We start from the raw sequence: 11,334 nt of genomic DNA, 5'->3' as shown, positions 1-11,334 counted from the left end.
AACCACGTACGCGGCCCGGCCCGATCACCGTGTGGTGGCCTGGTGGACGGCCGTCATCACGGCTCGCGGGTCGCTCAGGTCCTGGAGGACGATCTGGGCCCCGGCGTCCCGCAGCTGCCCCTCGGTCGCGGAACCGTTGAGCACCGCGACGGGGGTCGCCCCGCCGATCAGCGCCGCCCGTACGTCCGGGGCGGAACCGGTGACGAACACCGTCTCCTCCTCCGTGTAGGCGCGGCCGCCCTCGCCGGAGGCGTGCAGCCGGATGGACTGGATCAGGCTCGACTTCGGGTAGTTGACCGACCCGAACCCGCCCACCGCCAGGTTCAGGTGCGAGTCCAGGCCGAAGGCGGCCAGCTTGGCCGTGGCGTTGGCGCGCGTGCTGCCGCTCACCACGGTCTGCAGGGTGTCCGGGAGCGCGGCCACGGCGGCCAGGGAGGCGGCCGCGCCCGGCATGACCCGGCCCTTGGCCAGCAGCTGTTCGTGGCGGGCGGCGAAGGAGGTCTCCAGGGCGGCGAGGAAGTCGCCCAGGACCTCGGTGTCGGGTTCGAGCTCCACGTAGTTGCGGGCGCAGAACTCGAAGAACATCTCCGAGTCGGTGCGGCCCGCCGACGAGGTCAGGTAGACCAGCGGTTCGCCCGTGACCTTCTCGAAGGCCTCGGCGTAGGCGGCCCTCATCACCTGCCCCACGTCGAGGAGGGTGAGGTCGATGTTCCATAGCACCAGGCGGCTGATGGCTGACTCCTCGGGGATCGGAGCGGGGGTTCGGGATCTCCCTATTGTGCCGGATGGGTGATGAGAGGCGGAAACGGCGTCCGGACCCGGCCAGCGGCGGAGCACCGGGGCCTTCGCGCGCGTCTCATCCCCCGCGGACGCGTATGAGCGGACGTACCCCCCTGACGAAGGAAGGTCCCCCCGTGAACGGTTCCTGGCGGTTGCCCCTGATCGCGGCGACGACGGCGGCCCTGGCGGCGTGTTCTCCCGGCGGCCCGGCCCGTGACGGGACGGCGGTGGTCGGCGACGACCCGCGCGTCATCGTGCACGACTTCTCGTACGGGATGGACATGGGTCTCACACTGGCGCTGGAGTACGTGCCGGAGCACGGTTGCCTCCTGGTGCGCACGGCCGACCCCGAGGACGGCGGGCCCGGAGAGGCGTTCACGCCGATCTGGCCGAGCGACGTGGAGCCGTTCCATGAGGACGGACGTGCGGGGGTCAGCGTCCCGGGAGTCGGTGAGCTCGTGGACGGGGACGCGTTCACGAGCGGGGGCTCCTACACGGACGCGTCCGAACTGGACGAGGTGCCCGACCTACCCGGGGAGTGCCTCCCGGAGGGCGGGTTCGTCACCATCAACCAGGGTTCGGTGGAGAGGAGTGAGGGAGCCCCGGGCACGGAGTGACGCCCGGGGCACACGTGTTGGCGTCCCGGCCCGGTCGCGGGCCGGGACGCCAACACGGGAACCTCAGACGTGGGAGGGGCGGGCGGCGACCAGCCGCGCGAAGGCGGCCCACTCGGAGGCCCCGACGGGCAGGAAACCGTGGTCGGGGTTCTTGGAGTCACGGATGGCCGCGCCGGTCGGCAGGTCCGCGACCTCGACGCAGTTCTCCTGAGAGGTGGAGTAGGAGGACTTGCGGAAGGTGAGGATGGGCGCGACCTCGACGCAGTTGTCCTGGGAAGAGGAGTAGGAGGACTTGCGGAACTCCAGCAGCATGATCAGGCTCGCTTGTCGTGCTCGGCGGCGATGGATTCGATGAGGTCAAGAGACTTCCTCGGGTCCAAGGCCAGGTTGTGGACGCCGTCGAAGATCAGCCTATGCCGATCCACGTAGGCCTCATCCTCCACGTACAAGGACTCCACCCCAGTGGAGATGCTGACGATCCCCGGCTCCGGATTGGGAAACTCCAAAAGCGAGAAGGCACCGTCCATCGCGGTGTGTGCTCCAGCATCAAACGGCACCACCAGTAGTGTCACCTTGTAGTGCGAGGCCATGCCTTGCAGAAATCGAAGCTGTTCGGCCATCACCTCAGGTGAACGTACAGCCCGACGAAGAACGGCTTCGTCAATCACGCTGATCAGCTGTGGCCCCTTTGGAGCATCGAGCACGCTCCGACGGGCCATCCTGGATTCCACCTTGCGCTGTGTGTCTTCGGGTGGGACGACACCCCCGGACTCGAAAATCGCAGCGGCATAGCCCGGTGTCTGCAGCAATCCCGGTATCGCAAGCGCCTCATAAGAGCGGATTCGGACGGCCTCGGCTTCCAGGTCAGGCAGAGCTCCCGGGAACAAATCGGCGTATTCATGCCAGTCGCTGCGCCCGCGAGCCTCCTCGGTCAGACTGAGAAGATGCGCGCGGTCATCTCCCTCCACCCCGTAGAGGTCCAGCAGGGCCTCCACGTCAGTGCGCTTGGGAAACCGCCACTCGTTCCGCTCCGACCTGGTCAGCTTGCCCGTCGACCACTTCAGCTTCTCGGCCACCGACGCGGCGGACATGCCCCTGTCAACACGGAGCTTCCTCAGCGCGGCCGACAGCCTGCGCCGCCGCACCCCGGGCGAATGACCTCCGGCCACGACATCTCCTTCCAGGCAGCGGTTGCGTGCCTCGATCGTAGTAGCAGCCATCGTCGGGCCGATTTTTCTGACTGACTACAAAAATTGCTTGTAATCATGACTGGCTCGAATCATACTGAGATCAGTAGCACACCCATACCGGGTGTCGCCTCCTCTACGTAGGGAGATGACTCCATGGCGTCAACAACCCTGTCTCAAGCCCCGCTGATCACCGACATCGTCCAGATCATCCGGGGCGGAGAGCCCGACGAGCACGGGGTCTCGCTGGCCGGGCGCCTCTCTCCGTCCGCCCCGCGCTACCACCGGGAGTGCGCCTGCTCCTGCGTCGGGATCGCGGACTACTTCTGGGAACGGCTCGACCGCCTGAACCCCTACGGCAAGAACAGCGGATTCTGGCTGCGAGTCGTCTCCGAGGACTTCGAGGACGAGGGTCTCCCCGAGGGAGCGACCATCGTCGAGACGATCCGGGTGAGCCACCGCGTCCACTGATCCCCCTCCGTGCCGTTGGGCGGCGCCGTCCTCGTCAGGCGGCGCCGCCCATCCGCACGGATGGACATCCCTCGATTGGAGACCTCCATGTCGCTCCTGTCCCCCACTCGTGATTCCGCCCTTCCCCCGTTGAGCGACCCTCGTGCCACTGACTCTTGTACCTGCGGCGGGTCCGGAGAGATGCGCATCGAAAGCGACGGAAGCGGACCCTGGCCGGGTCACCAGCCAGTCGACCATCCGATCTGCAAGGGAAGTGGTGAGGCATGAACTCGAACGACCCGCACACCCGGCTCGTGGAGGCGCTGGACACGTCCGAGAGGGTGCGTGCGGCCTTCGCCGACCATCCCCGGCACCGGTTCGTCCCGGACATGATCTGGCCCGGCGTGTCCGGGCTCCCGCTCTTCCGCTCGGCCGACCCGGAGCGCTGGACGCGGATCGTCTACGAGAACGACGCCGTCATCACCCAGGCCAACGACGGTGGGAGCGGGCCCGTCAACAGGCCCTCCTCGTCCTCCTCCGCCCCACAGGTGATGGCGGACATGATCCACGCGGCGGGGGTCGGCCCGGGGATGCGGGTTCTGGAGATCGGCACCGGAACCGGTTGGAACGCGGCGATCCTCTCCTCTCTCGTCGGCCCCACCGGATCGGTGACCTCCCTAGAGATCGACCCCAAGGTGGCCGAGCACGCCGCGAAGAGGCTCTCCGGGACCGGAGTGTCGGTCGCGACCGGCGCCGTGCCACCCGACGGGCCCTACGACGCGGTCATCGCCACCTGCGCCGTGCGGCGCGTCCCGGAACCGTGGACGACGGGCCTCGTGCCGGAGGGCACGATCGTCCTTCCCTGGGCCACCCACGACTCTCGGGGGCCCACACCGATCGTGGCGCTCTCCGCCGGAAGTCCCCTGGCCGGGCCGTTCGTCCGGGACGGTTCCTTCATGCGCGACCGCACCCAGCGTGTTCCCCCAGAGCGGTTCCCCGGTGTGGGGGCCGAGAGCGAACGGGAGGGGCACTTCCCTCTGGGGTCTGAGGAGCTGATCGACCAGGACCGGTTGACTCGCCTGGTCCTGGCCGCGCCGTTCCTCTCGATCGACCTGCACGGACACCCGTGGCGGGAGGGACACGCCTCGATCGTCGCGCTGGGGGCCGACGACTCCTGGACGTACGTGTGGCCGGACGGCTCGACCACCGGCGGCGGCCCCCGAGACCTCGGCCGAGAGCTGGGCGAGGTCCACACCGAACTGGGCGGGGCGGGCTGGCCCGAGCTGACGGAGTTCGCCCTGGAGGTCTCCCCCGACCGCCGGACGCACACGATCCGCAGCCGCCCGCTCGGCCCCTGGGAACACGGGGTGTGAGGTACCGCCCGTCCCGGAGCCCTCGGCACTGGGACGGGCGGATCTGGCGGCGCTGAACACGACCACCCGGACGGGGAGGACACCGGAGCGGTCGGGCAGGACCTACACGGCGTGCTCCCAGCTGCCGAAGGGCGCCGTGACCCGGCACACCCCCTCGGCCAGGTCGGCTTCCAGAGAGAACTCCGTCAGGGCGGGCCACCCCTCTCCCGCCAGGAGTGCGTGGGCCGCGCGCAGGCGCTCCACCAGATCCGTGGGGCCTCCGCCGTGGGTGGCGCCGTCCGGCCACAGGTAGGCCCAGGAGCCGTCCGGGGTGCCGAGGTAGATGATGAGCCCGACGTCCCCACTGAACGGGCGCATCCCGATCCCGATACGGACTCCGGGAAGCATGAGCATGAACCGGGTGACGCGGTCGTCCTCGGTCAGGTCCGCCGCGGTGAAGGGCATGACGCGGGTGCCCTCCGACTCACAATCCATCCCGGGAAAGTCTCCGCTGGGGACCCGCTGGGTGCGGTCCCGCATGAAGAAGGCCTCACACACGAACGGCCCGGCGGCACTGGTCGGTCCGGTCTTCTCCAGGACCGCGACCGGACTGGCGTGCGAGTCCGAACTCGGCCCCCAGGGCACCACGATCCGGCCCTCCGGGCCCAGCTCGCCGAGCCAGGAGACGGGGACCCGGCTCACCGCACAGGTGGCGATGACCGCGTCATAGGAGTCCCCTGTGGGCGGCTCCGCCGCGTGCACCACCTTCACCGGCGTTCCCGTGAGACGTTTGCTCGCCCGCCCCGCGACCTTGGGGTCGATCTCCAGGGAGGTCACCGATCCGGTGGGACCCACGAGAGAGGAGAGGATCGCGGCGTTCCAGCCGGTCCCGGTACCGATCTCCAGCACCCGCATACCGGGTTCGATCCCGGCGGCCCCGATCATGTCGGCCATGAGCTGCGGTGCCGAGGAGGACGAGGAGGGGTGGTTGACGGCTCCGCTGCCCCCGTCGTTGGCCTGGGTGACCACCGCGTCGTCGTCGTAGACGTAGGCGGCCCAGCGCTCGGGATCGGCCGAGCGGATCAGCGGCAATCCCTGGATGTCCGGCCACACCAGGTCAGGGATGAACCGGTGCCGGGGATGGTCGGCGAAGGCCACACGCACCGTCTCGGAGACGTCCAGCCGCCCCACGAGATCGGAGTGCATCCGCTGGAGATCCGTCACTTCCGAACCGTTCCCGTCCCCCCGCAGTCCTGGCAGGTCACCACTTCCTTGTCCTGGCCCCAACCCTTCTTCTGCCCGTCACTGGTGAGGATGAAGGTTCCCTCACCACGGCAGGCGCCGCATGTGCTCTCAGCCACGTGGATCTCCTCATTCCAGGGGTGGGTGAGAGGGCACGTCCCTCGCCCACCAGGGGGTTCCTGAACAGCACCTCACGGAGATCGGACCAAGAGTCACTCCGTGGCGACGCTGAGTTCCATCAGAGCACAAGTGGCTTAAGCCAGTCAAGATACTGGCTCAAGCCAGCTGCGTAGAATATCTACATGACTTCCGAGGAGCACAGAGAGCAGCCGCCCCCCAGCCGGAGGATCGCCGATCGCCTGCGCTCGGCGATCCACGACGGCGATCTGCTCCCGGGGGACAGGCTGCCCTCAGAACGCGATCTCGCGCAGGAGTACGGAACGGCCCGCAACACGGCCCGTGAGGCGCTCCGCATCCTCGCCGAGGAAGGCCTGGTCGACCGTCGGCACGGTTCCGGGGTGTTCGTGCGCGAACGCCGCAGGACGCTCAGGTTCGGGGCTGAGCGGTATTCCCGACGCCTGCGGGAGGAGACCGGGCTCTCCCCCTACCGTGCGGAGCTCGCGAAACAGGGCCTCGTCCCCCGCGTGGACTGCGTGTCCATCGAACGCGTCGTCCCACCCGCGGATGTCGCCGAGCGGCTGGGGCTGACCGACGAGGCAACGGACGTGGTGCGCAGGGAGAACTGGTACTACGCCTCGGATGGCACTACCGAACACCCCGTACAGGTGGGGGTCACGTTCGTGCCCTGGGCCATCGCCGAGGGCACTCCTCTGGCGACCTCGGCGAACCTGGGCAAGGGCAGCCTGTACGCACGTTTCGAGGATCGCGGCCACCGGATCACCCGCAGCCGCGAGGAGGTGTCCGCCCGCATACCGACCCCCCAGGAGGCACGTGGGCTCATGGTTCCCTCCGGGGTTCCGGTCCTGGAGGTGCTGCACACCGGGATCGATCAGGGGGGCCGCCCCTTCGAGGTCACCCGATTCGTGATGCGGGCGGACCTGGCGGCATTGGACTACGACATGGCGGTGGAGGAGACGGATGACTGACCGAGTGCGGGTCCGGGAGCGGACCGACGACGACCTGACCGCGCTGAGCGACCTCCTCGTCCGGGTGCACGCCCACGACGGCTACCCGGTGGAGGGCGTGGCCGACCCACGGACCTGGCTGACCGACCCGGGGTTCCTCCGCTCGTGGGTGGCCGAGCACGACGGCGCGCTCCTCGGGCAGGTGAGTCTGGCCGAACCCGAGGGGGCGGACGCGGTCGCGCTGTGGAGCGAGCGGACCGGCCGCGCCCGCGACGAGGCGGCCGTCCTCTCCCGGCTGTTCGTGAGCCCCTCGGCACGCGGCCGGGGGGTGGGCGAGTCCCTGACCCGCGCGGTGATGGAGCACGCCCGCCGCCACGGCTCGGCGCTGGTGCTGGACGTGATGGCCAAGGACCGGTCGGCCGCGCGCCTGTACGAACGTCTGGGCTGGGAGCGCCTGGGCGCGATCACGCACGCCTTCGACGGTTCCCCCGGAGTGCCCGCGTACTGCTACGCGTGGGACTCCTCGACCAGGTAGCGGATCTCCTGCACGCCGAACCACATGAGTTCGTGGTCCTCGGCGGCCTCCGAAGCGGGATCGGCGGCGGACTCGGCGACGTCGTCGGCGGCGTCGGTGTCGTCGATGTGCACGGAGCGCAGCTTCTTGTAGGGCACCCCGCCCGCGACGGTGACGCGGGCGACCCCCTCGGCGTGCCGCCCGCCGTGCTCCACGGCGGCGTCGGGCATCTCGGCGGCCAGGACCACGCGGCGGCGGGGCGCCCCGGGGTCCTCGGCGAGCATGCGCAGGGAGGCCCGGGCCGCCGCGTACATGGCGTCGTACTCGGCCTCCTCGGTGTCACCGTCGGGTCCGGCGTCGGCGGTGAACGCGGTGAGGGCCTCCCCCTCCAGGCGGCCCCGGTCGAGCAGGGCCGCGAGCGCGGGGACGGTGCTGGGCAGGAAGACGTACATGGGCTCTCCAGGGCGGGATCGGGTCCCTACGAGTTTCCCAAAGAACCCGACGAGGTCAGACCGGCTGCCGCTCGTGTTCGTCCTCGGGGGTCAGGAACCGTTCCAGCGCGCGGCGGGTGGACTCCACGTCGGTGTGCAGGATGCCGGTCATGCCGAGGGACTCGGCGGTCGCCACGTTGTGCGCCAGGTCGTCGATGAACACGCAGTCCTCGGGTTCCAGCCCGAGCCGCTGGCAGGTGTGCAGGTAGATGCGCTCCTCGGGCTTGCGCATGCCGACCTCGCCGGAGATGACGACGGTGTCGAAGGTGGCCGTGAAGTGGTCGCGGGGGTAGCCGTTGCCCCAGGAGTTGGAGAGCAGGGCGGTGCCGTGCCCGCTCCCCCGCGCCGAGCGCAGGGTGTCGTACATGGCGTCGACCGGGTCGAAGTGGGCGAACATGCGCTCGATGAGCCCCTCCGCGCGCACCGGTGCGCCGTGGGTGGAACGCAGCAGTGCGGCCAGGTCGCGCTCGAACAGGTGGGTCTCGATCTCGCCGCGTTCCAGGGCGTGCACGGGGTTGTCGGGTGCGCTGCCGTCGAAGTACGGGCGCATGACCTCGTGGTAGTGGTCGATGTCGATCCGGTCGGACCTGAGCCAGGCCCGGATTCCCTCGGGCAGGGGCGGGGTGAGCACTCCGCCCCAGTCGGAGATGACCCCTCGTCGGGTGCCGTTCATCCGGTCGCCTCCATCGGTGATCGCCGCTGTGGACCACCCGTCCGGCCCGGTGCGGAGCCACCTGGAGGCCGGACGGGGAACGGTTCTTCCCGTTCCCCGTCCGGTTCAACCTTCGTCCACGGCGCGCGGACCGGTGGTGGGCGCCGCCGGTCGCGGTCCCCGGCCCGGGCCGCCCGGCGCCGCACGGCGGGTCAGTAGCCCAGCCCGGTCCCCGCGGTCACCTCGGCCCCGGGGATGTCCACCGGCAGCGTGCCGGAGGGGTCGACCTTCCCGGAGATCGCCCGGGCGGCGGCCACACGGGAGACCTCCACCGCCGAGTACAGGGCGATGTAGGCGTCCACGTCGGGGAAGGCCTCCAGGTCGTAGGGGCCGCCCTGGGCGACCGCGACCACCGGGGTGCCCTGGGCCCGGCCCGCGGCGACCATGCCGCGCTGCTCCTCGGAGCTCCGCGCGCCGTTGGTGCCCACCACGAGGACGTCCTCACCGCTGTCCACGACCTCCAGACCGGCCTCGGCGAGCGCCGGAGCGATCCGGTCGGCGCCCACCCCCTGGACGCGCACGCGCGTGCCCGCGTCGAGCGGCAGGAGGCCGCCCTCGTTGCGCACCAGGGTGACGGAGGCGTCGGCGACCCGTTGGGCCGCCTCGGCATGCTCGGGGTCCTCCATGGCGGCGTCGGCCTCGGCGGGGTCGGCGGACTCCCGTTCCAGGACGCCGCGCTTCTCCTTGAGCGTGAGGACGCGCAGCACCGACTGGTCGATGCGCTCCTCGGTGATCCGGCCGCTCTCGACCGCCTCCCGGATCGCGGAGACCGCAGCGCCCGGGTCCGGCGGCATGAGGAGCTGGTCCACCCCGGCCTCCACCACGCGCACGGCGATCTCGCCGTCCGGGTGGGTCTGGCGCACGCCCTCCATGTTGAGGGCGTCGGTGGTGACCACCCCGTCGTAGCCGAGCTCGTCGCGCAGGATGCCGTCGATGATCAGCGGCGAGAGGGTGGCCGGGTCCTCTCCGGGGTCCAACTGCGGCATGAGCACGTGCGCGGTCATGATGGCGTCCACGTCCGCGTCCACTGCGGCCCGGAACGGCGGCAGGTGCTCGGCCTCCCAGCGGTCGCGGGGCAGGTCGATCACGGGCAGGCCGGTGTGGCTGTCGACGTCGGTGTCGCCGTGGCCGGGGAAGTGCTTGATGACCGGCACCACGCCCTGTTCGGCGTAGGCGGCGGACTCGGCAAGCACCATCTCCGACACCAGTTCCGGGTCGGAGCCGAAGGAGCGGATACCGATGACGGGGTTGTCGGGGTCGGTGTTGACGTCGGCGTCGGGCGCGTAGTTCATGTTGACGCCGACCGCGAGGAGCTCGTCCGCCGTGGTGGACGCCCGCAGCGCCGCGAGGTCGGTGTCACGGGTGGCGCCGACCGCCATGGCGTCGGGGAACAGGGTGCCCACGGGCATGCGCACCACGAGTCCCTGCTCCTGGTCGATGCTGATGAACAGGGGCACGCCCGGCCCCTGACCGGCCGCCTGTTCCTGCATTCCGGCCGACATCCGGGCGATCTGCTCGGCGTCGTCCAGGTTGGCGTCGAAGTAGATGACGCCGCCGGGCCGGTACGCCTCGATCTGGGCGGCGTTGTCGGCGGCGGTGGTGCCCTGCGCGGTGAGGACGAGGAGCTGGCCGATCTTGTCGTCCAGGTCCATGTCGGCGAGCAACTGTGGAGCCAGGACCGGTTCGAAGGGCTCGGGTGTGGCCTCGGCGCTGGGTTGGACGTTCTCGGGCGAGGTGTCCACCTCCTCGGGTGTGGTGCAGGCTGTGGTGATCAGGGTGAGGGCCACGCAGGCCGGGGCCAGGGCGCGTGGAACGGACGGTCTCATAAGGGACTTCTTCTCCGCCGGATCGCTGGTTGCGGGCGGAGACTACCCGCTCGGGCGGAGCGGGTGGGACGGGCCCCTCCGTGGCGGGCGGTGCGCGGGGTCAGCCCCAGGCGAACAGCTCCTGGCCGGGTTCCACCGCTCCCCTCGCCAGTTCGGAGAGGCTGCCCGGCTGGGCGTCCAGGGCGACGACGGGTACCACCGAGGGCTTGCCCGCGGCGGCCACGGAGCCCGGCGACCAGCGGATGACCGGGGTGCCCGCGGCCACCTCGGCGCCCTCCTCGGCGAGGAGGGTGAACCCCTCCCCCGCCAGCTGCACGGTGTCGATGCCCAGGTGGACGAGGACACCGCGCGCGCCGTCGGAGGACAGGACCACGAAGGCGTGCGGGTGGAGCTTGACCAGGGTCCCGGCGATCGGGGCGACCGCCTCGTGTTCGGAGTCCTGGCCGCCCTCCTGTCCGGGTTCGGGGTGGACGGCCACGCCGGGGCCGACCATGCTCTGGGAGAAGACCGGGTCGGGCACCGTGTCCAGGGGCAGGGCGGTCCCGGCGACGGGAGAGAGTACGCGCAGCGCACCGTTGAGGTCTGACATGGGTGAGGTCTTCCCCGGGAACGGGACTTAACCCAGAAAAGGGGCGGCCGGAAGAGCACAAAGGCCCTTTTTCCCGCGGCCCGTCCAGGGGCGTCAGTCCAGCAGGTCCTGGATGTCGTCCGTGAGGGAGTCCGCCTCCGGGCCGACGACGACCTGGACGACGTTGCCCGAGACCAGGACCCCGTGCGCGCCCGCGGCCTTCAGGTCGGCCTCCCGGACCAGTGCGGGGTCGGCGACCTCCGTCCGCAGCCGCGTGATGCAGGCCTCGATCTCCTCGATGTTGGCCGCGCCGCCCAAACCGGCGACGATCGCCGTTGCCTTGTCCGACATGTGCCCTCCGTGCTCTACCCGGGATCACGTGACCCGGGGGGTCTGAGCCGAGCTTAGAGGTGGCGTGCCTCACACGCCAGGGTCGGCGCGGCGGCGCGCGCGGGCGCGCTGGTGGAGCGGGGTGGCCCGGCGCCGCCACGGGGGGGCGGTCGCCGGGCT

The 11,334-nt window shown here is 70.5% G+C and carries 15 protein-coding genes; 5 read left to right on the top strand and 10 right to left on the bottom strand.

Translation table 11 applies throughout. The annotated features are described in order from the left end of the window. Positions 1 to 24: 24 nt before the first annotated feature. Positions 25 to 720, bottom strand: a complete 696-nt coding sequence (locus ACFYL4_RS04260; RefSeq protein ID WP_357767056.1) for a haloacid dehalogenase-like hydrolase — start codon at positions 718 to 720, stop codon at positions 25 to 27. A 194-nt stretch (positions 721 to 914) separates the two neighbouring features. Between ACFYL4_RS04260 and ACFYL4_RS04255 the strand changes: the two genes are divergently transcribed. Next, on the top strand, positions 915 to 1,397 hold the full coding sequence (locus tag ACFYL4_RS04255; protein ID WP_357767053.1) for a hypothetical protein: 483 nt from the start codon (positions 915 to 917) through the stop codon (positions 1,395 to 1,397). Positions 1,398 to 1,460: 63 nt separating this feature from the next. On the opposite strand, the gene ACFYL4_RS04250 is transcribed toward ACFYL4_RS04255, so the two are convergent. Beyond that, positions 1,461 to 1,709, bottom strand: a complete 249-nt coding sequence (locus ACFYL4_RS04250) for a DUF397 domain-containing protein (RefSeq protein ID WP_357767050.1) — start codon at positions 1,707 to 1,709, stop codon at positions 1,461 to 1,463. Between the two features lie 2 nt (positions 1,710 to 1,711). Beyond that, on the bottom strand, positions 1,712 to 2,566 hold the full coding sequence (locus ACFYL4_RS04245; RefSeq protein ID WP_387516296.1) for a helix-turn-helix domain-containing protein: 855 nt from the start codon (positions 2,564 to 2,566) through the stop codon (positions 1,712 to 1,714). 174 nt (positions 2,567 to 2,740) lie between these two features. On the opposite strand from ACFYL4_RS04245, the gene ACFYL4_RS04240 reads away from it, so the two are divergent. Both ACFYL4_RS04240 and ACFYL4_RS04235 read left to right on the top strand, forming a co-directional pair. Next, complete coding sequence (locus tag ACFYL4_RS04240) at positions 2,741 to 3,055, top strand: hypothetical protein (RefSeq protein ID WP_357767044.1); 315 nt, start codon at positions 2,741 to 2,743, stop codon at positions 3,053 to 3,055. A gap of 263 nt (positions 3,056 to 3,318) precedes the next feature. Further along, positions 3,319 to 4,407, top strand: coding sequence for a methyltransferase domain-containing protein (locus ACFYL4_RS04235; RefSeq protein WP_387516294.1), 1,089 nt, complete (start codon positions 3,319 to 3,321; stop codon positions 4,405 to 4,407). Positions 4,408 to 4,509: 102 nt separating this feature from the next. On the opposite strand, the gene ACFYL4_RS04230 is transcribed toward ACFYL4_RS04235, so the two are convergent. After that, positions 4,510 to 5,610 carry an rRNA adenine N-6-methyltransferase family protein gene (locus ACFYL4_RS04230; protein WP_387516292.1) on the bottom strand — a complete coding sequence of 367 codons (1,101 nt, stop codon included), beginning with the start codon at positions 5,608 to 5,610 and terminating at the stop codon, positions 4,510 to 4,512. Further along, complete coding sequence (locus ACFYL4_RS04225; protein WP_357767035.1) at positions 5,607 to 5,747, bottom strand: hypothetical protein; 141 nt, start codon at positions 5,745 to 5,747, stop codon at positions 5,607 to 5,609. The genes ACFYL4_RS04230 and ACFYL4_RS04225 overlap by 4 nt, the downstream gene beginning before the upstream one ends. Positions 5,748 to 5,930: 183 nt before the next feature. On the opposite strand from ACFYL4_RS04225, the gene ACFYL4_RS04220 reads away from it, so the two are divergent. Then, positions 5,931 to 6,734: a GntR family transcriptional regulator gene (locus ACFYL4_RS04220; RefSeq protein WP_387516290.1), complete on the top strand. Its 804-nt coding sequence runs from the start codon at positions 5,931 to 5,933 to the stop codon at positions 6,732 to 6,734. After that, on the top strand, positions 6,727 to 7,248 hold the full coding sequence (locus tag ACFYL4_RS04215) for a GNAT family N-acetyltransferase (protein ID WP_387516288.1): 522 nt from the start codon (positions 6,727 to 6,729) through the stop codon (positions 7,246 to 7,248). Before ACFYL4_RS04220 ends, ACFYL4_RS04215 begins: the two co-directional genes overlap by 8 nt. Here the strand turns inward: ACFYL4_RS04215 and ACFYL4_RS04210 are convergent. The 5 genes from ACFYL4_RS04210 to ACFYL4_RS04190 form a co-directional block, all read right to left on the bottom strand. After that, on the bottom strand, positions 7,221 to 7,679 hold the full coding sequence (locus ACFYL4_RS04210; RefSeq protein ID WP_387516286.1) for a DUF6912 family protein: 459 nt from the start codon (positions 7,677 to 7,679) through the stop codon (positions 7,221 to 7,223). The two genes, ACFYL4_RS04215 and ACFYL4_RS04210, sit on opposite strands and share 28 nt — an antisense overlap. A gap of 55 nt (positions 7,680 to 7,734) precedes the next feature. Next, positions 7,735 to 8,391, bottom strand: coding sequence for an HAD family phosphatase (locus tag ACFYL4_RS04205; protein ID WP_357767025.1), 657 nt, complete (start codon positions 8,389 to 8,391; stop codon positions 7,735 to 7,737). Positions 8,392 to 8,582: 191 nt separating this feature from the next. After that, positions 8,583 to 10,256, bottom strand: a complete 1,674-nt coding sequence (locus tag ACFYL4_RS04200; RefSeq protein WP_357767022.1) for a glycoside hydrolase family 3 N-terminal domain-containing protein — start codon at positions 10,254 to 10,256, stop codon at positions 8,583 to 8,585. A 100-nt stretch (positions 10,257 to 10,356) separates the two neighbouring features. Next, complete coding sequence (locus ACFYL4_RS04195) at positions 10,357 to 10,845, bottom strand: PTS glucose transporter subunit IIA (protein ID WP_357767018.1); 489 nt, start codon at positions 10,843 to 10,845, stop codon at positions 10,357 to 10,359. A gap of 93 nt (positions 10,846 to 10,938) precedes the next feature. Continuing rightward, positions 10,939 to 11,175 carry a glucose PTS transporter subunit EIIB gene (locus tag ACFYL4_RS04190; RefSeq protein ID WP_357767015.1) on the bottom strand — a complete coding sequence of 79 codons (237 nt, stop codon included), beginning with the start codon at positions 11,173 to 11,175 and terminating at the stop codon, positions 10,939 to 10,941. Positions 11,176 to 11,334: the final 159 nt, after the last annotated feature.

Source organism: Nocardiopsis sp. NPDC006938 (genome assembly GCF_042869555.1).
In the GTDB taxonomy this organism is placed as follows: domain Bacteria; phylum Actinomycetota; class Actinomycetes; order Streptosporangiales; family Streptosporangiaceae; genus Nocardiopsis.
Note: the sequence above shows the minus strand (reverse complement) of the source record. Positions and strands in the feature narration are given on the sequence as shown.